Source organism: Paenibacillus sp. CFBP 13594 (assembly GCF_014842675.1).
Classification (GTDB): Bacteria; Bacillota; Bacilli; order Paenibacillales; family Paenibacillaceae; genus Paenibacillus; species Paenibacillus amylolyticus_B.
In genome coordinates this window covers 44909-70680 of sequence record NZ_JACYVQ010000005.1, presented here as the reverse complement: position 1 = coordinate 70680, position 25772 = coordinate 44909, and the positions used below count along the sequence as shown (strand labels likewise).

31 protein-coding genes are annotated in these 25772 nt (G+C 34.3%); 17 read left to right on the top strand and 14 right to left on the bottom strand.

Features of this window, described 5'->3' with window-relative positions; genetic code table 11:
- Window positions 1-11 precede the first annotated feature (11 nt).
- The 14 genes from IFU39_RS16860 to IFU39_RS16795 all read right to left on the bottom strand — a co-directional run bounded on the left by IFU39_RS16860 (window position 12) and on the right by IFU39_RS16795 (window position 15397).
- Window positions 12-521, bottom strand: a complete 510-nt coding sequence (locus IFU39_RS16860; protein WP_192133909.1) for a hypothetical protein — start codon at window positions 519-521, stop codon at window positions 12-14.
- Between the two features lie 11 nt (window positions 522-532).
- Window positions 533-1744 carry an Ig-like domain-containing protein gene (locus tag IFU39_RS16855; RefSeq protein ID WP_192133907.1) on the bottom strand — a complete coding sequence of 404 codons (1212 nt, stop codon included), beginning with the start codon at window positions 1742-1744 and terminating at the stop codon, window positions 533-535.
- Window positions 1741-2157, bottom strand: coding sequence for a hypothetical protein (locus tag IFU39_RS16850; protein ID WP_192133905.1), 417 nt, complete (start codon window positions 2155-2157; stop codon window positions 1741-1743). The genes IFU39_RS16855 and IFU39_RS16850 overlap by 4 nt, the downstream gene beginning before the upstream one ends.
- 12 nt (window positions 2158-2169) lie before the next feature.
- Window positions 2170-2664 carry a hypothetical protein gene (locus IFU39_RS16845; protein ID WP_192133903.1) on the bottom strand — a complete coding sequence of 165 codons (495 nt, stop codon included), beginning with the start codon at window positions 2662-2664 and terminating at the stop codon, window positions 2170-2172.
- A 55-nt stretch (window positions 2665-2719) separates the two neighbouring features.
- On the bottom strand, window positions 2720-3709 hold the full coding sequence (locus tag IFU39_RS16840) for a hypothetical protein (RefSeq protein WP_192133901.1): 990 nt from the start codon (window positions 3707-3709) through the stop codon (window positions 2720-2722).
- Between the two features lie 33 nt (window positions 3710-3742).
- Window positions 3743-4222, bottom strand: coding sequence for a hypothetical protein (locus IFU39_RS16835; protein ID WP_192133899.1), 480 nt, complete (start codon window positions 4220-4222; stop codon window positions 3743-3745).
- 33 nt (window positions 4223-4255) lie between these two features.
- On the bottom strand, window positions 4256-6007 hold the full coding sequence (locus tag IFU39_RS16830; protein ID WP_192133897.1) for a hypothetical protein: 1752 nt from the start codon (window positions 6005-6007) through the stop codon (window positions 4256-4258).
- A 32-nt stretch (window positions 6008-6039) separates the two neighbouring features.
- Window positions 6040-7521: a hypothetical protein gene (locus IFU39_RS16825; RefSeq protein ID WP_206759568.1), complete on the bottom strand. Its 1482-nt coding sequence runs from the start codon at window positions 7519-7521 to the stop codon at window positions 6040-6042.
- 25 nt (window positions 7522-7546) lie between these two features.
- Complete coding sequence (locus IFU39_RS16820; protein ID WP_244661014.1) at window positions 7547-9247, bottom strand: terminase; 1701 nt, start codon at window positions 9245-9247, stop codon at window positions 7547-7549.
- Window positions 9248-9415: 168 nt separating this feature from the next.
- Window positions 9416-10474, bottom strand: coding sequence for a hypothetical protein (locus IFU39_RS32960; RefSeq protein ID WP_244661013.1), 1059 nt, complete (start codon window positions 10472-10474; stop codon window positions 9416-9418).
- Window positions 10475-10674: 200 nt separating this feature from the next.
- Window positions 10675-11961: a hypothetical protein gene (locus IFU39_RS16810; RefSeq protein ID WP_192133893.1), complete on the bottom strand. Its 1287-nt coding sequence runs from the start codon at window positions 11959-11961 to the stop codon at window positions 10675-10677.
- A gap of 11 nt (window positions 11962-11972) precedes the next feature.
- Complete coding sequence (locus IFU39_RS16805) at window positions 11973-12167, bottom strand: YonK family protein (protein ID WP_192133891.1); 195 nt, start codon at window positions 12165-12167, stop codon at window positions 11973-11975.
- Window positions 12168-12299: 132 nt separating this feature from the next.
- Window positions 12300-12623 carry an HU family DNA-binding protein gene (locus IFU39_RS16800; RefSeq protein WP_192133889.1) on the bottom strand — a complete coding sequence of 108 codons (324 nt, stop codon included), beginning with the start codon at window positions 12621-12623 and terminating at the stop codon, window positions 12300-12302.
- 206 nt (window positions 12624-12829) lie between these two features.
- Entirely contained in the window at window positions 12830-15397 is a 2568-nt protein-coding gene (locus IFU39_RS16795; protein WP_197997814.1) for an RNA dependent RNA polymerase, read from the bottom strand.
- Between the two features lie 385 nt (window positions 15398-15782).
- On the opposite strand from IFU39_RS16795, the gene IFU39_RS16790 reads away from it, so the two are divergent.
- The 17 genes from IFU39_RS16790 (at window position 15783) to IFU39_RS16710 (ending at window position 25707) form a co-directional block, all read left to right on the top strand.
- A complete protein-coding gene (locus tag IFU39_RS16790; RefSeq protein WP_192133886.1) occupies window positions 15783-16841 on the top strand; it encodes a tyrosine-type recombinase/integrase in 1059 nt (352 codons plus the stop codon).
- 1011 nt (window positions 16842-17852) lie between these two features.
- A complete protein-coding gene (locus IFU39_RS16785) occupies window positions 17853-18143 on the top strand; it encodes a DUF4258 domain-containing protein (protein ID WP_192133884.1) in 291 nt (96 codons plus the stop codon).
- Window positions 18144-18174: 31 nt separating this feature from the next.
- A complete protein-coding gene (locus tag IFU39_RS16780) occupies window positions 18175-18603 on the top strand; it encodes a YgiT-type zinc finger protein (protein WP_192133882.1) in 429 nt (142 codons plus the stop codon).
- 79 nt (window positions 18604-18682) lie between these two features.
- Window positions 18683-19996, top strand: coding sequence for a hypothetical protein (locus IFU39_RS16775; RefSeq protein ID WP_192133880.1), 1314 nt, complete (start codon window positions 18683-18685; stop codon window positions 19994-19996).
- A 193-nt stretch (window positions 19997-20189) separates the two neighbouring features.
- On the top strand, window positions 20190-21359 hold the full coding sequence (locus tag IFU39_RS16770) for a hypothetical protein (protein WP_244661012.1): 1170 nt from the start codon (window positions 20190-20192) through the stop codon (window positions 21357-21359).
- Window positions 21360-21908: 549 nt separating this feature from the next.
- The gene (locus IFU39_RS16765) at window positions 21909-22058 is read left to right on the top strand and encodes a hypothetical protein (protein ID WP_192133879.1); all 150 of its coding nucleotides are present in this window, start codon (window positions 21909-21911) and stop codon (window positions 22056-22058) included.
- A 69-nt stretch (window positions 22059-22127) separates the two neighbouring features.
- Complete coding sequence (locus tag IFU39_RS16760) at window positions 22128-22295, top strand: hypothetical protein (protein WP_192133877.1); 168 nt, start codon at window positions 22128-22130, stop codon at window positions 22293-22295.
- Between the two features lie 26 nt (window positions 22296-22321).
- Window positions 22322-22663 carry a hypothetical protein gene (locus IFU39_RS16755; protein WP_192133875.1) on the top strand — a complete coding sequence of 114 codons (342 nt, stop codon included), beginning with the start codon at window positions 22322-22324 and terminating at the stop codon, window positions 22661-22663.
- Between the two features lie 334 nt (window positions 22664-22997).
- Window positions 22998-23186 carry a hypothetical protein gene (locus IFU39_RS16750; protein WP_145401508.1) on the top strand — a complete coding sequence of 63 codons (189 nt, stop codon included), beginning with the start codon at window positions 22998-23000 and terminating at the stop codon, window positions 23184-23186.
- A 35-nt stretch (window positions 23187-23221) separates the two neighbouring features.
- The gene (locus IFU39_RS16745; protein WP_192133873.1) at window positions 23222-23503 is read left to right on the top strand and encodes a hypothetical protein; all 282 of its coding nucleotides are present in this window, start codon (window positions 23222-23224) and stop codon (window positions 23501-23503) included.
- Window positions 23504-23545: 42 nt separating this feature from the next.
- The gene (locus IFU39_RS16740; RefSeq protein WP_192133871.1) at window positions 23546-23731 is read left to right on the top strand and encodes a hypothetical protein; all 186 of its coding nucleotides are present in this window, start codon (window positions 23546-23548) and stop codon (window positions 23729-23731) included.
- Between the two features lie 27 nt (window positions 23732-23758).
- A complete protein-coding gene (locus IFU39_RS16735; RefSeq protein ID WP_192133869.1) occupies window positions 23759-23977 on the top strand; it encodes a hypothetical protein in 219 nt (72 codons plus the stop codon).
- Window position 23978: 1 nt separating this feature from the next.
- Window positions 23979-24143 carry a hypothetical protein gene (locus IFU39_RS16730; protein ID WP_192133867.1) on the top strand — a complete coding sequence of 55 codons (165 nt, stop codon included), beginning with the start codon at window positions 23979-23981 and terminating at the stop codon, window positions 24141-24143.
- A gap of 172 nt (window positions 24144-24315) precedes the next feature.
- A complete protein-coding gene (locus IFU39_RS16725) occupies window positions 24316-24471 on the top strand; it encodes a hypothetical protein (protein WP_192133865.1) in 156 nt (51 codons plus the stop codon).
- 21 nt (window positions 24472-24492) lie between these two features.
- Window positions 24493-24939, top strand: a complete 447-nt coding sequence (locus IFU39_RS16720) for a ParB/Srx family N-terminal domain-containing protein (protein WP_192133863.1) — start codon at window positions 24493-24495, stop codon at window positions 24937-24939.
- Between the two features lie 154 nt (window positions 24940-25093).
- Window positions 25094-25258 carry a hypothetical protein gene (locus IFU39_RS16715; RefSeq protein ID WP_192133862.1) on the top strand — a complete coding sequence of 55 codons (165 nt, stop codon included), beginning with the start codon at window positions 25094-25096 and terminating at the stop codon, window positions 25256-25258.
- 107 nt (window positions 25259-25365) lie between these two features.
- Window positions 25366-25707 carry a hypothetical protein gene (locus tag IFU39_RS16710; RefSeq protein ID WP_192133859.1) on the top strand — a complete coding sequence of 114 codons (342 nt, stop codon included), beginning with the start codon at window positions 25366-25368 and terminating at the stop codon, window positions 25705-25707.
- Window positions 25708-25772 lie beyond the last annotated feature (65 nt).

Genomic DNA, 25772 nt, shown 5'->3' with positions numbered 1-25772 from the left:
CTCCTCAGAGGTTAAGTAACCCGATAATCCCGTACAATTTGATAACTCAAGAATCCACTCACGTCAACTGAACGTGTGTCATCAAAAGTTGAAATAACATTCTTTAGTTGATCTAGTGTCTGAGGGACAGTACGATGCACTTCTTCCCCTAAACTGTTTCTGGCAATCGCTACATATAGTCCACCGTTTGCTTCAAGATGTCCCAGTTCGTAAGTGATGCTGATACATTTGAGCGCTTCAATCGCTGATGCCTTACTGTACTTAGTTTTATCAAATGCCATCTTTAGTTTATTGTCTGTGCCAATTGAATAAGCGAACTCATATTGAGGATTGATTGTTACATCCAAGTCGACATCAACGATTTCTACGGTTGGTGTGGCACTGATTACAATGTCACCGTCAATACCGGATGAATGTTGACGCGAGTAGGGGAGAGCAGAGAACGTAATCCATGCGTTATTTAAACCCTCTGTGTAATTCTCTGGTTTCAGTTCACCAAAGCGAACAATACTTTGACCCATGAACACACTCCTTATATTAGTGATTTAATTTTAATTTCTTTCTGCCCATTGGACAGTCCATTAGCATTTTTGACATGCAAAATAACAGTACCTAATTTACGGATACTGTTTGCTTTGACTGTACATGTATTTGCTATAGGATCTTGCGAGGTTATTGAAGCGAGGAGAGTAGGGGAGCCATCCAAATTTGTTAATGAAAATGAACTTTCATCAGAAATTTTAATTCCATTATTGAAGAAACTAGCCACATATGTAGACTCGCGGTTTAAGTAAATATCATTTGCTCCGTCTATTGTAGCGTCATAGTCATAATGGATAGTGGGGGCTACATAAATATTCAGTTGTTTTTCAATTCCATACGCTGAGACAGTTATAGTTACTTCACCAGATTCACGAATAGTAATGATACCTTGTTCATCGACACTAGCCACATTAGTATTTGAACTAAAGTATGCAAGTTGTGGATCAACTATTTCCGATCCACTTCTCAATGCCTTAACATTGATTCGAGCAGGTTGATGGATACTGAGAGATAGTGGATTGTCATTGAGGATATGTAACTCATACTTACCTAACTTGTGGTAGTCAGCAATACCCAATTCAAGATTGTCTTTGACTGGATCAATTTGATCTGACTGTAAACTAAGATTAACCAATCCATCATCAGACATATAATCTGTATCAATCACCTTAAACGCTTCGCTGCCAATAATAAAACGTGAGTCCCGTTGTATTGCTTGAGTATTCTCATTCCACTGAACAGTGATTTGACGACGACCTGCGGGCAGGTTCATAGTTTTATCTTCTTCAGTACCAAAGTTGGAACGTGCATTGTAATAGAGAACAGAAGGGAAGGTTTGTAAAAATCCCTCAGAGTCAATCCACTTCAAATAAAAATTACATTTCTCGATCTTACCTTTGATATATACATCATTAGGGTCGCTTGAAAGACAAAGCCAGATTTCTCCATTGCTACGTTTGACAGTGTATCCTGCCTTAATTACAGAGTTTGGTTCCATCAATATGTTTTTAGTAGTCGGTATTTTTGCATCTGAAATAATCTGCGAGTGATAAATTTCAGAGCCCTCATTTATGAAAATTTCTTCATATGATGGGGAATCTCTAAATGAAGTTGAGAATTTGAACTTAGTGTCTCTTATCATTTTTTCTCGCAATGAATCAAGACTATGATCACCAAACTTGTACTTATCTTTGTAACTCATCTGAGAGCACCTATATCGCCATTCATGTATGTATAGTCGATGATCATTTTATTAATCTCAGCTTTTTTATCAGACCTTAATTGCATTAATCCAGTTAAGTGATTTGCCTGAGAAGTCAAGACAAAATCTTTATTGCTCATGGATTGTTTCAAAAGAGAAAGATTGTTAATCTTTGGACTGTAATATTCAATTAACATAAGACTACCTAAAATAACTATCTCGATATCATTCAATTCACTCTGAAATTCTGTCTGATTCATCAATGTTAAGTCTTTTTTACACTTATGGAATTTTGGGATCGAACTTCGCAGGTATCTGTACTTCAATGAGTCATCCTCATCGCCATACAGCATTGATGGATCGTCTATCTGACTCAAAAAATAATCAAAAACGTCTTCAATCTTTGTTGACAATTAATCCACCCCTTAAATGTTAGGGTCCAATTTTTCATCAAGTGAGTCTTCGATAGCTTTAATTAAATGAATATTTGTCAACTCTCCATTAATGTACTTCTCTCTTGCAAAACCGAACACTACTCTTTTTGTGTTTGTAGTTGCAACGTTGAGGACCTCTTTCACTTCATCAGGTGTACTCATGAATAGAATTTCGATGTCATCGTCTGTAATAATGTTAGTTTGAAATTTTTCAATATTTAGATATTGAACAATCTCTTCATCCAGTATCTCTAGCCAACCTCTTTGTAGAAATGACCTTTGAGATGAAAGCATTGTTCTGAGCTCACTCAGTTCCATAACTTGTTCGTCGCCAAATTCGTCAAAACGATAGATCTGATGCGTTCGAGACGATTTATATGTGAGACCACCTTTGACTCTACTTACAATAGGAACAAGTAAACTCTCATCAAGGCGAGTTCTAGTTTTCCTAGCGGTGGGGGTCTTTTTTTGTTCAGTATCGGTCATAATTATCTCCCTTATTAATAGATAAAAAATAGGAGGGACTAGCCCTCCATTAATATTACGACAGGATATACACGCCGTACTTAGTCGAAGCGGCGACAGCAGCCCCATACTTTTTACGAACCACATACTCTTGACTGTCGTCAGCATTATCCTGACCATTAACTTCTTTGATCAGTGTTTCACCTTCCATGATAAACTTGATGATTTTCTCATCACCATTTGGAAGGATTAGCAGGAAATCATCATCAATCGCAAAAGTATCAGTGCCCGGAATGTGTGCTTGCGGGATTACACCAAATGTTGTACCATCAATTGTCTTAAAGTAACCATCTTGATTTCTTTGATTTACATCAAGACCAGCCGTAACATACTTCGGTTCTGCTTTTTGTATTGCTTTTTTCGTTCCAATGACAATAGCACTCATACCAGTCGCAGCTTCGACATGTGAAACAACATCATTAAACGCATCGATATCCCATGACCCAGTCTCATAATAAGGAGCGGATAGCCCACTATATGCAGCTTTAATTGCCGCATAAATGTCTCCAGCAATCTCACTTGTGAATGAACGTTCTACTTTATTGATCATTGCAACCCAATCAACCTGACCAGCGAGGAAACGTTCAAGCTCTTCGTAGATTTTTACACCTTTCCAGCCAGTTTCAATTGTAAAAGCGGTATCACTCAGTCTTTGACGGCGAAGGTTGTTTGTTCCACCTGCAATAGTTGCAATCTCAAACAAATCAGGATTTTCACGTCTAAATTTAAGAGAGTCGCCAAACTTAACAGAGCGGTAATCTACGAAACTATCAAATTGATTTTTGATTCCTTCCTCAAGACGTACATCAAGGATCTCTTCCATAATCTCAAATGCTGCTAGTTTATTCCGACGATATTTTTTATAGTTAAATACGCCATCAGTACAATCGATGGCATCCAGAATAGCTTTTCGGAGAGTGGCATTTGCTTCCTCGGCTGAAAATTGTGTTACCGAACCACGAGACAAATCAATACCCAAATCAATAATTGCTTTATATTTACTCATTAAATTTCTTCCTCCAATGGATTATGTATGTTATTAAACTTTTACTACTTTGTATACTGTAGCAGCTTGACCATAAAGTGTACCTTTACTGATGACCTTTGCAACAAATCGTGTAGTTCCCAGAGTTGCAGAAGGTGCTAGTTTATCACTACCGTTAACAGGGATAAGGTATTGATCAACAACGCTTGTGCCATCAATATTGACATCGGTTACTGTTACAATATCGCCAACGGTGAGATGATAAGCACGAGCTGGTTTTCCTGCTTTATTTGTAAAATCTAAAATTCCTGCTCCAGCTTCATATGTAACTTCTGGAGAAGCAACTAATAGGATTTCATCCGTTGCTACCGCTGTTGGGGTTGCAGCATTATAGAGTTCACGTTGTCCACTAACCAGCGAACCTGCCACAACAACCCGTCCATTGTCTACCTCTAGAGCACTTTTAACACTTGAAATGTTGCCACTATATACCGCCTGAAGTTTATCAAGACGAACTGCACCGTAAATCGCCATTATTAAATTTCCTCCTAATAATAAATCTCTGTTTTATTTTGCGTACTTTTCAAAAAGTTCATCATATGATTTTCCAGTAGATTTTTTATTTTCACTGGTAAGATCGATATGTTTCGGTTTTTCATTAATACTAAATTTTGCTTTCTTTTTACCAACTAATGCAAATAGCTTCATTTCTATTTCTTCATATGTACTAATAGAAGCTTCTGCTTTGATACTTTCAAGCTCTTCTACAGTCAATTCTTTTGAAAAGTCATTGAAGAGAGAAGATAGTCTTTCTTTGTTGTCTTTTTCAATTTTTGAAGCATATTTGTTACTTACCTCTGTGAATTGCTCTTTGATGTCACTGAGTTGCACTTTGAGTTCCGAATATTCACTTTTACTAGTCTCAAGTTCTGCCTTAATATTGTTGAATTTTGATTCTACTTCACTTTTTTCAGTATTTAGCTTACTTGATTCTTTAGTAAAATCCGCTTCGCTACGCTCAATAGACATTAAGGAAATAGTAGTTGATTTTTGATCCTCCATATCCTGAGGAACCCATTTGATTCGGACTTTTGAATCGAAATCAATATTAACTGTGTCACCTGTCAATGTATAATTGATTCCTACAGGCAAGTAGCCATTCTGTCCGTCTTCCGCATAAACACGATTTTCATCATGATCAACATACCAGAATTGTCGACAGCTATCTCCCCATCGATCAATATGTTGCTGTTTTGATAGTTCTCCTCGAAGCTCTTGTTCAAGTTGCTGTGCTGTCAGTGAGAAGCTTTCTTTCTGTTCTGTACTATTGTCTGCATTACTAAGTTCATTCAGCTTCATTTCCAATTCCTCAAGTGAAAACTGTTCGATGTTTGCTTTTAAGCTTGCAACGATGTCTTCATTTAGATTTGGAAATTTTGCAAACAATTCTAGCTTTTTGTTCACATTTTTCTCTCCTTTGTACATCAGATTCTCAAATCGAAATTTATTACTACCACCATCTAAAAATTGTATTTCACCCTTATCAATGCATGGACTATGGAACCATTTGGAATCACTTGATTCATAATACAATTCCTTCTCGCAAATAATATTGTTACAATGAGGACACTCATATTCATTTAAATCAATTTGGGTTTTGACAACTTTTACTGTATTGGTATTCATTATTTTAAAGTCTCTAAGCTCAAACATCATACTGTTGAAATCTGATCTAAATTTATCTTTGTCAAGCGAAAATGCTGACACTGAGCTTGATTCAAAGCAAGGCTCTACATTATCTCCAAGGATACACAGAGCAGTAAATAGGAATTCTGAAACTTCATAACACTTAGCACCATCAATCTCAGAATACTTTCCCGATTCGATTTGAATTTCCATACTATGAGATTTTGAATTGGTTACTAAATCCAATAATTCTGGATATCTTCCAGTCCAGATGTGGCCTGTTGCACACAGGTACTCCCTCGTTGTTCCATCCTCTTCGACAACATCCTGCCACGTAATCTCTGAATCAACATCAATAAATCCATAAGGGATCGTAGTAGTGACCCATTTGATTGAGTCATCTGTAATAGCCAATTTCCCCCCATGTCCACCGAAGTCCTCAATAGTTTCTATATATTCACCTACTATAGGACAGCGAAGGAGTGAGTACTGTGCAGTTTCAAACGTTTCTTTAGAAATGTAGGAGTTGTTTCTGTTCAAGCCGGGATACGCTATTTTTATCAAAACTTTACTTATATTTGGATTAATTTTCTCAATTTCTAAGATCTGCGAGTTAAATTTTAAACTTTTCAATAATTTTTTCACCTCCTTTACAAGAGTGAAGTTTACTCGTTACTATCATTCTCAATTGTTTTATCCCCGTTATCTGTTCTTTCACCCACATCTTTTTTCGGTCGACCACTTACTTCTGATCCGTCCAGAGCTGTAGTATGAGATGACATAAGTGGGATCAGTTTGTTGTGCATTTCAAGTACATCATTCTCTAAGAAAGAATTTAAGTAAGCAGCACTTGGAGATAAACCCAAAATAGCAACAATTTCATTTTTTACTGGTATCCCATACTGCGCTGCTTTAAGGCGCATATCAAAATATTCTTTCACATTGAATTTAGTGGTATGTAGTATTCTAACTTTGAAATTGAATGGGCCTTTAAAATTAACTTTCCCATATTCATTGATCCATTTTTCAAATTCAGTAACAATAGTAGACAGAGAGGACTCATCTGCCGTAATGGACAACTTAAGTGCTGTACTTGAGTTAGAGTTGCCGAAGAGTAATTCTGAAATCCCTGCTTCATTCCAGTACTGTGAAGTTGCTTCAGCAACTTTATTTTTATCAAGGGAATCTCTTTCGAATTTAATGGCTTCAATCTTCATTGGGGTAGTTAAAAGTCCAACTTGTTCGGGTAAACTCGATGAAATATTATCATGAAACATTTTTACGAAATCTTCAGATATCAAAAAATCATCTATATTGCTGTCTTTTCCGTCCTTCATTGGGATTTGCTGAAATAGCAATTGATAATTTCCTATTTCTTCTTTTCCTTTAGCCAAAGCCTTGAAGTCATAAATGTCCAGAATTCCTTCGAACAATCCAACCATAGGTGGAATAGGGTGTCTTCCAGTTGTAGGCTTAATACAAATTGCGTTGGGAGAATCGATTCTAACCCACTGGGACGATCCTTTTTTACTTTTATAGTTCCTATACTGTAAAGTAAACTCTTCAGGATAACTTTCTAATAACTTCTCATTAGAAGTGAAAATCGAAAAGTCAAACGAATAACCATATAAACCTGTTTCTGGATTAATAAAAGACACTTGGCAATGGTCAGGATCTAAATGTTGAATATAAAATCCATTTTTCGTCCGTCTAGCATATCCATAGAACACACCATCAATGTAAGTATTCGCTCGTAACTGAATAGATTCAAATTTAATACCCATCTGTTCATATCCATCTACGGCTTTTATGTATGATCTTTTATATTTTTTTATGTCTATGCCATCTGGATTTGTTCCATATCCTTCAACTAGATAGTCAAAATTATAGAGTGTTGAATAATAATTAATTAAACTTCTATAATGAGGAGATGAGAGATAAAGAAATCTACTAATCTTCCTTAAGTTTTTCTGATTTGGAAGAGAGGAAATATTTTGCAAGTTTCTTTTCAGATCATCTTTTGTAAATGTGTGTATAACACTGTCTCGATTGTTTGAAAAATTTATCAACTTCATACTTGAGAAAGTAGTCATTATTTTTTGGTAATACTGTCTTTGCTCTTCAGTCATTTGAGATCGATCTTCCATTTGCCATGATCACCTCCGGTCTACATTAATATATTTTTGGTTTTCGCATGTGAAAGAAATTCGAAGGATCGGAAATGGCCTTCTTCTTTTTGGTAATACTTTCACGTCTTAGATTCCGTAAATACCACGCCAACATAGCAATTGTATAGGCTCTGTCATCTCCGATTTTGTTTAATTTATCAGGAGGAAGATCATATCTTACACTGCCGTTTGTGCTCTTGAAGGCGTAAATACTCACCAATTCTTCTTTAGCAATATCTACATTAACCAACGCTATTTCTTCATCTGAAGAAAGTTTGTATTGCTTACTTTCCCCATCTTCATCAACAAGAGTCAAAAATCCCTTGTTGTCATATGTCTCTGTAAATGTAATTAAGTCTAAACTCATCATTTCAATTAGCGCATCAAACATGTCTTTCTTAAATTTCTGAGGAGAAACAAGAGTTAAAATCTCGCTTGCATTTGGATATTTACTATTATGTATCCTGTATTCATCGTGCTTGGAGTCAATTAATCCCTTATGAGTTACTCCTCGTTCATCGATCCAATCATCCAATAGTCCGTCAGCCCAAGAGGAAACACCAGAGCCACCCGCACCAGAATCAATGAGTACTTGCATGACATTTTCATAATCAGCAGCTTGTTTTCCGTTATAGTCGAGCAACAAGTTCTTGAAGTGCTTGATTTGATCCGGTGTTTTCATAGGAGTTTTCTTCTTTTTAGCAATATCAACAAAACTGACTGAGTTAGATAGCCTCATTTTCCATCCGAAGTTCTCATCGAAGTAAAACTCGGCAGGTGTACAAATCGAATTATCGTGCTGTCTTGCAGGGTCAACAGCAAGCACAAACTTCTTCTTCCCGTCATTTGCGAGTACAGGGATGCTAACTTCGGAATTTCGGATGATAGCTGCACGTTTAATGATTTGTTGGTCTGAACCTTCAGTAGTGAAGATATTCTTGTATTCACGCATAGCCTTTTCTTTGTTATCTCTCATAGCAGTATCTACTTTTTCTTGTGACAGGAGGGATACCGGATACAGAATACCGTTATATGTTGCATTAATAACGACATCACTGCTAATATCAGCAACAAAATACCGTTTATCACCAAGGAACATTTTCTTTGCGAAATCTTTATATTTTCTATAGAAGTATGTATCAGTAGAAGAGGCAGAAGAGGCGTAAATTAATTGATTGGGGAATTGTTTGGGTAAGAGAGTAACGTCTACGTCTCCACCTAGTCTAAAGTCACTATTTTGTGTGGTAAACGGTTCAGAGGTGGTAAATAACTCATCAGGGGCGAATCCACTTTCGTCGTAAAAGTTTAAATTACTACGCTTACTTCTGTTGTTATCGAAAGAACCGTTAAGAGATCTTATAACACTACCGTTGTAGAGTTTATATGAGAATGATGCGGGGTTGTGAGTAAATCCATCTGTATTTGCCGAACTTTTGACCGTCTCATTGTAGAAAATGTCAGTGAGTCCAGTAAAAGACGCAATTTCACGTTTAGCTATCTTTTCAATCTTCATGAACATCTCTTGTGATTGCGAACCTACACCAGCAAGTATGTAGCCTTCAAAATTAGGAATTAGTAAAGATTTTGCCATTATAAAAGGGGAACCTAGAGTAGTTTTACCGCTCGAACGTCCCATACACCACAAAACAAATGGGGTAGACCAGCTTTGCATAAATACATATTTTTGATAATCCAATAATTCCATTCCAAAGAAACGTTCAACGAATCGTACTGGATTCTTGCTATCGTCCCCATTGAATAATCTGTGCTAATTTTAAATAGCCTTCAATTTTCCTTGTTGACATGTTTTTATTATCCATAGAGCATATCACCCCCAATATTACAGGGAGATTATTTCCTCATTCTGTAATTATCAAATGTTCTTATCTGTTAACTTTAGTAATTCCTTTTTCAAAACTCTGATTTCTTCTTCATATTTAGTCACTTTCCCGCTAAGATCGCCAATAATTTCTCTTTGTTCGATTAACATAGCGGAATAATCATTCTCGTCAAATTGAAGTTGTTTAAAAATACTCTCATTGCTGATATCTGCAACTTGACTCATACCTGCACAAGTTTCAATATCAAACAAGTTTACGCTAGCTTCTTCAAACCCTTTTTCCTGAAGTTGCTTAATAATACCGCTAAGTGTTCCTGAACCCTTACTCTTGTTGTTATTATGGTTTACTGAGATACCATTGTCTTTAGCAAGGTCAAGTACAGACTTGTAAAGCTTACCTTTAGCTTCAATAAGTGATTTAATTGTGCCAGCATTTGTTATTAATGAATCTACATCAGCAGTCATTTTAGATATCGTGTTATTTATTTTATCTAGTTGATTGAATGTCTTTACAATCTCAATAACTGTTGGTAATTTAAATCCATCCTCTAACGTACCCTCATCTAAGAAATCAACTAACTTATTGTATAAATGTCTTTTATCTTTAGTGTTTTCGAGCTCGAAAGGGTCATAACCAAGCATTTTTATAACATCTAATCGGTTATTGTCTTGCAACTCTATCTCCAATTGAACTGCATTAGGTTCATTGTCGGATCTATCTGTCTTTTCGGATGGTTGCTGAGGAGGTGAATCTATTTTACTTGCTTCGGTATTGTCACTGTCATCCCAAGTTAAATCACGGAAGTCTTTCATCTGAATTGTCTTGATATACAATCCAAAATGATCTTGATTTTTGTTCTTAGCTTCTTCCGATGACGATATCCAAATAGCTTGGATAAATGGACGATTTATCTGCATTAATGTTCTTCTTACTGTTTGCATATCGCTGTAGTCAATGCTATCTCTTAAGCATTTACGGCATATAGACATATATTGATCTGCATCAAACTTGTTGTATGATTTATAAAAATTAGTAGCTAATGTAATATTTCTTTTGCATGAAGTACATGCTTTCTTTATGACTTCTCCCATTGTTCACCTTCCTTGAGGTAGAGTATTTAAAACTATGGGGTAGGAGGGAGCGGCCTGTTTAAAGATCCTTATGGCAGAATCTCCCCATACAAAAATAAATAAGAAAAAACCCGATTCAATGCTTAATCAGGTAATCGATTTATGTATTCTTTTAGAATTTAAATTCTGCAAAATCTTAGAGCCAATTTTATAGTAAAAATCTATTCTACTGTTGTATAAATTGCATCCATTAGTCCCAATTCTTTGTCCCAAATAAACGATTGACCAACTTTCAACGCCCCGACATATCCTGACTCATAATGCCAAGTGTCAGATCCAGTAGGAGAATTCAGATAACGAACAATTACTCCATTATCTTTTGTAACAGTTCTTTCTGAGTGAAAATGACCAGCATGAACCTCATGATATACAGTTCTACCCCATGCTTCTCTGGCTTCTACTGGCATTACTTCACCGATTCGCTTACCCTCAGCGTGTCCATGGGAAAATTGAATTAAGCATTTACCGAATTCGATATATTTCCTAATCTTAGGGTCGGTGTCTACTTTTACATTTGGATCATTCCTAAACCATGCTGCAAGATGCTCAGTTGCAACATAACTTGTCAACTTATCATGATTGGCTCCAACATAGAAAGTTTCTACTGGGGCAAATTGAGACAGCAAATCAACTGCTTCGATCAACATCTTCGTTCCGATTTTATACATTTGTGCGAATTTCAAATCAGTATCTTGAGGAGTGCCGCCAGTTGTAGTCTTAGTTAAACCATCGTAATGGAAGAAATCATTACTCCAACAGAATAAAATCTTCTCAAATTTATAAGACTGTGTTCTAGTTAGAACATCGTTGATAATATGAAAAAATCTCTCTCTTGCAATTTCCCAGTTATATGTATCATTAGAATCGCCCTGCCAAGCAAGCTTTCCAAGATGAATGTCAGCAATAGAAATTTCGAGCATCATCCCATTCTTGCTGTAGCGGATGGGATTGTGTGAAGGACGAATGTACATATCTGACATTTCTTTGAAGGTAGAACGGATTGACTCAAGCGATAGTTCATCTTTCTTAGGCTTGACGGAGATTTTGCTAGAATATAGTTGCATAATTCCATCTTTTTTAGAATATGAATTCCAAATATTCGAACGTGCAGAAGTCAGTTCCCACAGGTCAGTATCATAACCGTGTGCCTTTAGTAGATAATTTACATCTTTAGAGTCTTCAATAGACATTTTGATAAGTTTAATGCTGCTTTGTGAACCATCTTTATTGATCTCAATAGACTCTTTAAAGTCTTCTTTAATATTAACCGTCTTGTTTTTATTTTTTTCTTCAGTTCTGAGTCTATTCTTTACCCACAAACGATATTGTTCACCGTCAGAAAACATTCCGTTACCAAAGTTTTCTGCAAGGGAAGACCAGCTATCTACAATATCTCCATTTCTCTTTTTAATCCCAATTTCAAGAAGCTTTTCTGGGGTTGTAGTCATTTATTCACCCCTTATTCTTTAACTAAATGGCTCGGGTTAAAATCTGAAGCAAGGGTGAAAGAAAGTTGCTCACCATCAAATTCTTGAAGTAGAGCCTTTAGGTCATATGTTTGAAATCCATCCTTACTTTCGGCTACAATTTGCATCTTATCCATATCAAACGTACCCGTACGATTAACTGCTTTGCTATCTTTATTCTTTGCCATATTATATTGCCCCCGTATGCATATTATTTAAAACTAAATCAATAGATGAGAGGAGACATTAAATGTCTCCCTATATTATTCTGGTTATATGTATGTATTAATATTATTTTATTATAAAAAGAGACTATGAAATTACTTCTTTACAGCATCTTTTAGGGCTTTTGCGGCCTTGAAAGCTGGCTTCTTGGAGGCTGGAATATATACACTTGCTTGTGCTTTGGCGGTTACTTCATCTACGCCTTGCTCTTTGAGCTCTTTCAATAGTTTAGGATTTACACCGTTACGTTCTTTAGTGTCACGTACCTCGAAGTTGCCAAAACCAAATAGCTGAACTTTTTCACCTTTTGCGAGTGCTTCTGTGATCGCTTGAAGTGTTTCATTAATTGCTTTTTCCGTATCTTTTTTAGTCATTCCTGTATTTTCTGATACCACGTTAACCAAGTCTGCTTTATTCATTTTTAAATCTCCCTTGTAATTGTTTTTTTGTTTTTGGTGAAAGTATGCCAGTTAAAACTTCTGTTACTTGTCATTAAGCTGCAATGAGCATACCTCCCCTAAAACACCCATCTAAAATTACACTCAAATTTAGCAAAACGTTGATACATAAGGCTTTCATTATCGAGAGTAATTTTAGAATTGATTACACGATAAAATTATGTATTTTAATTCTTACTCCTCAAATTTCTAACATTTTCTCTTACTTTGTCCTTTCTCACTTCAACAGAACAGGGGTCGCAATATTTCTTATTGTTCATACTTTTATCTCTTTTATTAGAGAACACGGTGCCACATTTTTCACAAAGCTTTAATCTACTAGATAAGTTGTGTTTCAAGTTCTCTACAATTATGTCACCGAAACTCGACCATAGTGTGGTCTTATAACTACTATTCGAACCCGCATATAGATGTTCGATAATAACATCTGCGATTAAGAATGGATCGCTACATAGCTTCATTAATTCTTGTCTAATATAAACATAGACAGGAAGGTGGTCAGAATTGTTTATGTCGCCATTATTACTTTTTGAGGAAAACTTCCATTTCTCATTATTTAACTCTTCATATTTATCTCTAATTGAATAATACAGCTCGTCTTTATCTCTACTAGCGCACATCAGATTGCTATAATCAAACTCATACATATCAGCGACTGCTTTAAATTTAATACGAACATCAGGAAAAAGGTTTTTAATTCTATTTACTGTTGTGGATTCATTCCAAGGTTCTGTGGTTCGTTTCGGCTTTTTCTTTTTCCTGTCTTGCGGCTTAAGCCTATATTTTTCGTAAGTAAAAAAATGAGGCATTTTCATTTTATTGAAAGGTTTAAACATTGCTTTGATATGCTTTGGTCGGACGGGCTTATAGTTTGTTTTTGCTGCATCAATCTCAAAGTTATTTTCCATTGTTCTAATTTTAACTAAATCAATATCAACTGAGTCACTATTCCATAGCTTAGTAATATCGTTACTTACAATTCCAATATTTCCAGAGAATGCTCTTTTCAAATTCTCTTTAACGCTTTTTCTGTGTATTTTTTCTGCTGGAGCTTTCTTCATATCATAGTAAAGTGGAACAACATCGACCATATTCCTTTCAGCTACAGAAACCAACGTCTCATCATTGCTAACTGTGACTTTATCCCCGTCACAATCAAACATAAGCACTTTACTAATTGGATCATGAATTGAAGTGTGGACGTTTTTAGTAATAAACCATTTTTCTGTGAGTTCGTTTCTTGTATTCATCCTTACTGCGTGTTCTTTATACAGGTGTGGTGAACGCAGGAGGTCAACCTTTACACCTCCCGTTATCGCCTTACATGAAACTTCACCGTTGTGAAGTAAACCTTGAGGATTTTCCTCTCCATTAAACATATGCTCACAAAATGCATACAAATCTGGAGCAATAAAAGTATAGCAGCCATCAACTTTAATCTTACCTGTATACACTTTTCTCATAAGACTAGCCTTGGCTTCTTTTAGTTTAGTTTTTACATGTGGATCTAACAGCAGTTCAGGATATATGAAAAGAGCTTGTTGTAAATTATTCTTATCCTCAAAACGTCCTTTAGATGCCCCCATTAGATTAAGCATTTCTTCGGGGTTGCTAACTGTTTCTTGAATTTCTCCTCTAGTTATTGAAACTAGGTTGTCCAGTTGCTCATCTGAGATGAGGGTCAGAGTTTGCAACATCTGGTAACATAGTCGAGCAGAGCTCAGTTCATCTTCTTCTATATTAGTTAAACTAGCATGACACTTGTATTGCTTGTAAAGTTTTTTGTATTCATCCCAATTCTCATAATATTTCCACATCTTAAACTGGCTTTTGGTGAAAATTACTTCAATTTTTTCTTTAAGTACATCATGTTTTTTGCCATAGATATCTGTAACTGTGGAATTATTCTTATCTATGAATTTGTCGTATGGGAAGGGAACTAGCAATCCCTTGACCCAAGGAAGTCGAACCATGAACGAATTTTTACTTTTCTTTGGCAAAATCATACCGCACCCATCAGTATGATTAATGGGAATATCCATCTTTCTGCGTTTAACGTTATAGGTTACATCGTCAACAAAATCTACCGTTGTATTAATTGAAGTCTCAAAATCTTCAACTACAATCGAACGGTCAATGTTGAAATCCTTCCATTCATCTGTAGCACTTGAACAAAGTGCAAGATAAGCCAAATATTTATTAATGCTTACACCATAAAATCTCTTATTGTCTTTGTTAACATCATAGTGCTTATTTATTTTTTCTTCAGATAAGCCACATGTTAGCGTATCTTTAACATTGTCCCAAGTCGTTTTCTTCATAAATACAGTCTTTTTAGTTCTTATTTGACCTGCTGATGCTGTAAAAGGAACATACTCTTCATCATTTAGAGTAAATCCATTCTCTATGAGGCTATCGAAAATACTATAATAGTGTGTTTCTACAATTATTACATCTTCATATGTATTATTTTCTTCTAGACCCAACGTCCGTGTCAGAGAGGACTCAAACAATGAGACTTTGTTGTTAATGGACAAGCTATGTGGGTTTAGTTTTCGTTTCAAGTGGATGTTTGAGTCAATGATATTTCGAAAACTCTTATCTAGTTCTTTAACTTTTTCATTCTCATTCTTTTGTTTAGCTTTATTGATTTCTTTTCTCAGCAAACTTTCCTTTTGAGTGAAAAAAGCGCTAGTATCGACGCTATATATGTATACTTGCTTATCCAATGCCATTCAAACACCCTTTACTTATAATATTGTCTATGTATTATTTATTCATATTATTTTTGTACCACATTACTTCATTGTCGATGGTGTCCAAATATTCAATGCAATCTTTAGTTCCTTCTTTCATCCATCTTGATACTAGCTTTTCATCATAGTAGTCTACATCATAACCATCATAGTAATGATCCTCCCAAGTATTAATAGAGTGGTTTCCTTTGTTTCTATTGATCATCCAATATTTCCTTTCAGCTTCAGTGAGCTATAGTATGTATTCGGAATGAGCTTCCGTGTTTTCATTATAATTAATAAAATAACACATGTCAATAAATATATTTACATTTTTTGTTTCCTCATATATAATAGGACATAGATGCAGGAGAGGAGAATGAATATGATTAAAAATGCGAGCGTAGTTGAATTACATAGTAGAAGAGTCTACGAGGACATTATGACTTTTATAAAAAAATTTGAGAGCAAACACACTCAAAAAAACTACGAGAGAAGTATCCGTAATTTCTTTTTATGGCTACCTGTAAATAAAGAAATTGAATTTTTAACTGTGGATGATCTAAAGGTAAGAAATGCTGATATGGTTAGATACCAGAACGACCTTAAAGAACACGAGGCAGATTATACGAATATTACGATAAATAATTACATATCACCAATTCAAAGCTTGTATGAGTTTCTAGAGATAAACGAGTATCCTATAAATTCAAAACATACAAAAGTTGATTCACTCTCTGATGATTCAGAGCATGCTGGAGCTCTTTATTTAAATGAGGCAGAAGAAATGGCTGAAATTGTTCTCAAGGATAGAAAACTAGGTCAAGAGAAGTCTGCGTTTCTTAGAATGGCATATACAACAAGCTTCAGGAAGAGTTCACTAAGAGACCTCAAATGGAATGACATAAAGTTAAGTTCGAATGGGAGCTACTACAGAGTAACAATAACTGGTAAAGGAAACATCAAGCACACCGTTCCTATATCCAAAGACCTTTTTAAAGAGTTGGTCAAGATAAAGGAGAGACCATACTATAAGAAATATAACGATGACAGAATCTTTCATTTATCAAACACTACCATTCAAGATATGATGGATCGCCTTAGAGAAGAAATGAAATTCCCAGAAGAACGGAATATTAAATTTCACAGTTTTAGGAATGTTGCTGCTGGATTTGGCACACTTGAAGAAGCAAAGCAACATCTTAACCATTCCAATATCTCAACTACTGAAACTTACTATAGACATATCAATGAAGACCTATCTAATAGCATAAGTCTTAGAATGGAAGAGAAAATTGAAGATGGAGTTTTAGAACAACTAACGAAGGAGGAATTAATTAGGATTATAGTGAATCAGAATTATGGTTCTTTAACCCAGATCAAGAGAGAGGCGTATCAAATTGTAAATGCAAAGGAGAAACAGCAGCTAATTAATGCAGAATAAAAAATTATATCAGGTCTATTGGACATGTTTTGTCTGATGGGCTTTTTTTGTGCTTAAATTTCCAATCGTAATTTACATCAAAAAGTGGCAGGGAGGTAGATTATTAAAAGGGATTGAGAGTGTGAAGGAAGATAAATAAAAATTTGAATCGTTGAAATCCTTATTAAATAAGGGAAAGCTGTATTAGAGGAGAACAAACTATAGAAAATGGATGTGTATTAGAGACAGTAGAATAAGGGAAATGTAGTAGTTTAAATGGGTTTACGATTGAAAAGACGATTGGAAGTAGGGTGAATTGTGATTGATGGGAGAGTGAAGAGATAAAATAACTTGATGACACATTGATAAGTGCTAGCGGATTATTTTCCAGAAATTATTACTTTCTGGGTGTAAATGTACCCCCCACCTATGGCTCTATCAGGTATATAAGATACATTGTATTACTGATAGAAGTATATTAGACAGAGCTGCGACTGATCCATTATGCTGCTCAATTGTCAAGCATATTTTCAAAAAAATATTTAAATTGCTCAAAAAATTTCAAATTTCCTTCTGCACATCTATATACCCCATGGGGGTATCTCAATCAGTGGGTAACAGCATTTGCGTAAATCATGACTTATTATAACTATTGTAATAACTATCTATCGCACTGTCACTCACATTATACTCATCTCACATTCTAACTATTCACTCATCACCTCTTATGCTGCATCTTTCACTCTATCTGTCATCTATACATATCATCCTTACTCATATGATACATTACCTATTAAACACGTCTCACATACTATCACCATTCAATCTTATTCAACTTACAATTTTCACTTTCACAATTTCAAATCCATTTTACCAATCCTACTTTCAATTCCAATTTGTCTCATCACATTATTCATTCCATCTATCCATCTCGTAATCTAATCAATAATAATAAAATAACAAATATTAAAAATAACTTTACATTGACTAAAGTAAGGTGTATAATTGACTTATGGGATTGGAGGTGATAACATGACAAGTAACGAGCATCAACAAATCATCAACTTGATACACTCACTAGCGCACCAAGATAAGTACATGTTAAGACTACATGCAAGACAACGTATGAATGAACGTGGAATGACCGATTCTGATGTAAAAGATATCTTAACCAATGTTAAGCGGATACTAAGAACAGATGATAACAATCCAGACGGTGTTACATCATATAAGATAGAAGGTGGCATACATAACCACAGACTAGCCATCAAGTTTAACCAAGACGAACTAATTATAATCATTACAGTAATGGATAGGCACTAACAGTGCTTATCCTTAACAGGAGGAATAATGTATGAGTAAGCTTACTAAGTGTGTAGAATGTGGCTCAACCAGTCTAACCGATATCAGCTATACAATGGAACACAACGAAGAAGGTAAAGTGTTTGTTATAGAGAATATACCAGCAACACAATGCAATACATGCAATGATTTATACCTATCACCTGAAGCAAACAGATACATTGATAAGCAGCTAAGTATATTCCGCTCAGGTGGGTTCGATAACAGAGCAAAGGAAGTTGCTAAGAGTAAAGGAATCACACAAGAAGAGTTGGGTAATAGGCTTGCAGTAACGAAGCAGCGAGCTAACCAGATTCTCCACGATTATAACTTAGATGTTCAAACGATGATTAAAGTGGCATCAGCAATAAACGAGCCAGTTAAGAATGTTTTTGATTTTAGATCCATACAGGAGAAGGATAATAAATTTTACATTAGTTAAAGTCAAGTTTATGCTTGACTTTTTCTTTTTAATCATATATAATTATAATATAACATTACAACGAAAAGAGGAATATATAATGGTACAATTCACTGTTAGTCCTAGAGGTCGTAAAGATTATAACTTCGATTCAATTGGCTTGAGATATGAATGCGAATATGACTTTTCATATATCGGAAAAATCACTACATTTGATGTTTTTGCAGATAACCGACAAGAAGCAATTAAGAAGTGTGAGACAATCATCGAATTCTCTAAAACAGGTGATTGGAAAGATGAACTTAAACGTCAGATTGCCTATCAACAAATACATAAAGCAGAACAACAACGGGATAAAAATAAATATACAGCAGAACAAATAAATGCATTCATTATAAAAGTAAAAGAAGCAGCAGGATTAGATATTATACCGTCCGACGATAATGTAGATACGCAAAACGAAAATGTAACAGATTCTTACAACGTTGATTCAAATATTAATAACAACTCTATTCGATTGAATTATGTCCTTAATGAATCCGTATTTTCTTCTAAAGAAGAATATATGTTAACACTATCCAAACATAAGAATAAAGAGATTCTACTCGAAGAGATTGTTTCAAATATAAATGATAAAATAATGTACTTTTACAATATGATATATAATCAATTCAATGGACACGAACTCAAGCCAGACGATATTATCTATCGTGATTTAATACATAAGTATATTCAGAACAACTTTGATACTGATCAGCATTGGACTTTTCTATCAATTCTAAAGAATAATGATATCATTTCAACGTGTGCTAGAGGTTATGTATTTAACTATAGAATCGACAATGTGTGCGAAAACAATGCTGAAAATAAAAACGTCGATTCAAACAAAACTTTGTTTAATAGTGAAGTAGAATGTCATCTTTATACCAAAACATACGCCAGTTATAAAGAAGCTTACGAGTACGCTATTCAAAACAAACTGAAACCAACAATGATCCATCCAGAAAGTTCACCCATATCTAATGAGTTACTATTTCAACTTGAAGAAAAATATACACAAACAAAATATGAGATGTCATATGAAGAAATAGAATTGTTTCTTAGTCACTTAAGCGTGTTGCCATTTTCTTTAGATAAGATGAAACGTGTAAGTGATTGTAATTATCTATTGGATAGAAAATGTAAATTGGCAGAAAATAAAAAGAAAAGAGAAGAAGAGTTTACTATTCTAGTTAGTCGATACAATATCATGTTAGAAGAACTATATTCAAATGGGGTTGAAAAGAAAGAAAACGGGATTTTAACTTCATTCTCGTATAACGGACAAAAAATCCATACACGATATAGCGGTGAGAGCTTCTATAAAGAATTTGAAAGACTCGAACGAACACACAGGGATTTCTTTGCTAGATAATTATAATAAAATAACATTGTTAATAGTATAAATATGGTGTATAATTATAATTACCAATTACGCTTTCACTCTAGCAATAGAGTTTTACATAAATGAATTACTTGCAATTAAATTTGAAAGGATGATCGGCATTATAGTTAAGGTAGTAGATTCAATAATGGGCTCGGGCAAAACGACCGCATCCATTGAGTTAATGAACAGGCAAGACGACAACAAGTATATTTACATCACACCTTACCTAGATGAGGTAACTAGAATTAAGCAATCATGTAACGAACGAAAATTCTATGAGCCAAAAGTTTTCTCTTCTGATGGTGAACTATATTTTAAACTGGATTCGCTACACAAGTTACTGTCTGAAGGAAAAAATATAGCAACGACTCACGAACTATTTAAGATGGCTACAGATGTAACTAAAGATTTGATTTACAATGGTGGATACACTTTGATACTAGATGAGGCATTAGAAGTAGTCAAAGAAGTAAATATATCTGCTTCCGACACTAAGATGTTGCTTAAAGAATGGTTAGTTAAGTCTGATAATGGGACTTTGTTATGGGATACAGCAAAAGAGGATAAACAGAATGAAATATATAGTGGTAAGTTTCAAGTAGTTAGAAGATACGCATTAAACAATAACCTAGCTATTCATAATGGAGTTATTTTACTTTGGAGTTTCCCACCCAATGTTTTTGAATTGTTTAAGGATACTTATATTCTTACATACTTGTTTGAATCACAATTACAGAAATATTATTTTGACATTCACAAAATCCAATATGAATATTGGTCAGTGAATAATGACAAAGGAAAATATTTATTTATCAACAAAAGGTCATCATCTATAAAAGATATTAAAAACAATATTAAAAGTAAGATAAACATATATAACGGAAGTTTGAATAAGGTAGGAGAGGGGAAATATTCACTCTCAAAGTCTTGGTACATAAATAAAAAACACCTACATAAACAATTAAAGAATAATACTTTGAATTATTTTAACAATATAATGAATTCCAGATCAGATAAAAATATGTGGACTACATATAAAGATTTCAAAGGAAAGATTTCGGGTGTTGGCTATACGAAAGGATATGTTTCAGTTAATGAACGAAGCACGAACAAATATCAAAATAAAATAGTTCTGGTATACGCTGTTAACAGGTTTCTGAATCCTGTATTAGATGGATACTTTAAAAGTAGAAACATTGAAGTTAATCAAGACATGTATGCTTTATCTGAACTTATACAGTGGATATGGAGAAGCGCAATCAGAAACAATCAACCAATTGATATATACATACCTTCAGAAAGAATGAGAACAATTTTATTGTCTTGGCTTGATGATGAAATAAGTTTATAAGAACAAACCTTATAAACTCTTCAAAAAACCCTTATGAATAAAGGGAAAAATAGGGGTAAGTCTTAAAGGAAAAAGGTTAATAATTAAAAGATAAAATAGTATATATTTATACATAACAAATTTAAATATTTACAATAATAATAGGTGACGAGATCCATTCCGTTTCACTCCATGGCTGTCGTTCACCTTCATCCACAACAAAAACCGTTGTGTATGTCATTTGTTTTAACTTCTTCATTCAAAACCTTTCTTAAACATGTATTAAATCTAGCCATCTAATAAAATAGGTGGCTTATTTGCATATAATAATAAAATAACACTTGTAATTTATATATATGAAGTGTATAATAAGTATATAAGGTAAAGGAAAACGAAACAAGGAGTTGAAACCAAATGAGTCAATCTAAATTGGCAGTATTGAAGTCACAATGGGCACGTAAGCAAGCACTGAAAAGTAAAACAATCGTAGGAGCATTGATCCTTCGTTAATATATAAAACACAAAAATAAAACAATAAATTAAAAGGTGGTAATTAAAATGGTAGACAACATGAATAAAGAAGAATTGGAAATGGCGATTTTGGAGAATGATATTGTTGATGTCATGGATTTACCGGATGACATTAGCGTAGATGAGCTTCGTGCAATTGTGAGAGAGTGGATACTAAATGGAGACGAAACTCATGAGAGCTGTAAATAAAATTATATCAAGAGTCCATGAAAGTGGCCTTTCACATAGATAATACACACATAGGAAGGAGGTAAACACATGATAAAAATCTATTACATACATCCAGTACATAAAACTAATCCATACGCAGCGTTTAAGCAGCCAGAGCAAAGAGTACATACACAAAATCATACTAAACGTTCTTCAGTAGGGTTATCCTTCAGCCAGCATCTTGACCTAGTTGAATCATTGATTGCTAAACAATAATAATAAAATAAATGGAGGTAATATAAATGAAAAAGTTCGCATTGGTTCTTATGGTGTTTGTTTTTTCTCTTGTGTTCTCTAGTACGGTGCTGGCAAGTGGTGTTAAACAGGAGGTTAAACAAGCCACAATGAAGATTGAAAAGGTGTATTACATGAAAGGTAGCGGTTATTATGTCGCTCACACTTCAAAGGATAAGGATGGACATTTCTGGGTGCTACAGGTTACTGATATCGCATTACATAAAGAAGATATAGCATTCACAAAGGCATTGAGTACACAGTATCAGGGCAAAGAGGTCATTGTCACTTACATTGAACCAGTCAACGAAGATGAAGAAGTAGAGATTTGGACAGTTAAACTTAAATAGGGTTGTGAAGGGATTCCATAAGGGATCTCTTTTCTTAAATAATAATAAAATAACACTTTACATTATATAATATTAGTTGTATAATTACATTAACAAGTTAAGCAATACATAAACAACGTATCCGAACGAGAAACATAGTGCTGTAACATACATTCTAATCCTGTGAGGTGACTACAAATGATCAAATTATTCAAAAAGCTAATGGGAAGTAAAAGATGTGCTGACTTCAGCCAAATTGAAAATAAACTTATTCAATCTAATCAGGAAATGCTTCAAATCGCTAAGTCAAGAATGTAGATAATATACTCATTTGATCAAGAAAGGGAGATTGAACATGTTAGGGAGAAAAGTGTTTTATTATGCAGGAACACAGCGAATTGATTCTGTAATCTCAGGAGTTGAGGATGGTCATTACAAACTTTCCAACGGACTCTACTTTCATGGGATAACAAAAGAGCATTCAGATTATGAAGTTGTATTAACAGATTTTGAAGGAAAACCATCTAAGTTGAATTTTGCATAAATGAGTGATTTCATCATCAAAAGGAGGAATGAGACATGTTTAAATTATCAGCAAAACATAGAGACATCGTGAGTCGAATTAAACGCCTTGAGGAAAAATACGGATGCACAATTTATTTTGGGCATCACCCAATAACCGAAAAGATTCATCCCATTAAAGTCAACTCAATAGTAGACGATAAAATTAACGCAACTTTTTTTTCTGAAATTTGTTCTCACAATGTAGCTATGACCTTGGAAAACAAAAACATTATAGTCTCAGCAGAAATGGAACTAATAGGATTCGAAGCAATGAAACTAAATCCCGATTTATCATGATAAAATTCTTGCTTTATCAAGACATAAGAGGAGAGAGGTTATTTGAGAAAAGTACTTGAATATACCCACGCGACTTATCATTATAATTCCAGAGAAGAAAGAGAAAATCATGTTGCAACTATGGAAGCCGATGGATGGGAATGCAGTGGGCAAATTAAAGAAACTGTATCGTTACATAGTGGTGAATATGTTTACTGTGGAAAATTTGTGAAGTATGTATCTCTGTAAGAATATAAATACATAGGAGTGATCAAATTGAAATACACATTTGAAAATTGGATTCAAACAGAACATTGGCAAGGTGCATTAATTACATCGCCAACGGGATTAGAGTACCTAACTAACGGAGTTTCCAAATGGGAACCGAATGAAAGAAGAAAATATCAGGTTGTTGATAGTATCAACAATGAGGTTGAATTTAAAAATCGATGGAACATGTACTCACCTTACGACCAAATTGAAGGAGTGAGATAAAATGAAGGATGAATTGATTATTACTTTGAAATCAACTAATAGCGCTACAGAAATTATAGACTTTGTAGCAGCAGTGAACAAAACAAACAACCTATCCGCGTTGATGTTGCCAAGATCAGAAAATAGCAATCAAATAGAAATTGAGATTTATAAGATCAATTCTTAACCGACTTCATATAATTAATTTAATTGAGGGGCAATAGGAGGCGTTTGCATGACGGTTGAAGAAAACCATGACTTAGCTAAGGACGGTATATTTTATTGCAAAGACAAGTTTAAAGATTATGTTTATTGCGAAATTTAATTAGAAGTTAAAAAAATTGAAGGAGTGAAATAATTTGAATGATATTCAAATGCTTAACCTTTTAGAAGGTTTGGGATACAGCAATATTGATAGTAAAAATACACTATGGGATCTGGCACATGAGAATGGCTATACGTGGGGAGAAGTAGAACAAGAATGGATTGTTAATGAGGCTATGACTTTCAATTAAACTGTGGAAAGGGAGATAAATTTGGATGAGGATTTGGTTGTAATATATCTTGATAGACTAAGAGAAAGCACAGGTCTCAATCCAGATAGAGGGTTTGAATGGAACGAATCTGAATTTGTGAACCTGCGAGATATTACTGATGGACTTAGAAACGGTCTGATACCCGAAGAAGAGCCTTACGGTGATGAATACAGATATGAAGTGAAATCATATAAAGATAAAGAATGGCATGTCAGAAGAGTAATTTACTATGTAAAGAATCCTCACGAAATTACAGGAATTCAGATTGATAATCAAACAATGAGAAATTACATTTTACCATCAGCCAAAGTAATTGATGGTAATCACAGACTGCTGGCGGCGCTCTGGTTGGGTTTAGAGACAGTCAAAGTTTTCTATGGAGGAAGGCAAGATGTGTTAGATTATCTTTGTGGAACGGTAGATGATGCGCCAGAAGATGTTTGCTAATCTAAGTAATCTAAAACGAAATTGATATATAGTAAATTCTTAGAAGGAATACATTTGAATAGTGCATAAATATTTAATATAAAAAGTAAATCACTCGTGATTGATGATATTTTTATCCAAAGTTATGCATAATTATAAACAGGAGGTGTAATCAATGGACAAAACTGACTTTAAGAATCTAATGAAGGAAGTGTTGAAGGAAGAAATGGTTGTTCGTGTTTCTGATGCAAGTGATATGTACACCGATGGTAGAAAATTGATAAAGGTATCTATAGAATTTGATGGTGTAGAAATTGATTCGGATGTTATTGATCTTTAATCCAAATGAAATGCTTATTTTATATTTATTATAATAAAATAACACTTGATTATAGAAATGAAAATATGTATAATTAAATTATAAAATAAAAGGAAAGAGGAAAAATAATGAGCTATAACATAAAGCAAATTGGAAATAGGGTAGGTGAAACGAACGAAATTATTAGACTAACAAGCGAATTTACTAAAATCAATATTGAAACAGACACTAATCAGACTTTTGCCATCTTGGTAGCTATGACAGGTGAGAGTCATAGAAATAGAATCAGACATAGATTGATTATTCCCAATGTAAAGACACATGTCGAGGCAATTGAAAAAGCAAAAGAAAAGTATAAGTTGCAGGGCGAATGGTGTACACAAATCGGAGTTACACTTTTTCAAACAAACACCAATGTTGACACACCGTTTGACTGGGAAGACTGTGAACAGCAGTTTCACAAAGGATAAAAATTACATTCGAAAGGGTGATCAATATGAATGAGGTAACAACTGTATAAAGTGTACATAAGTCA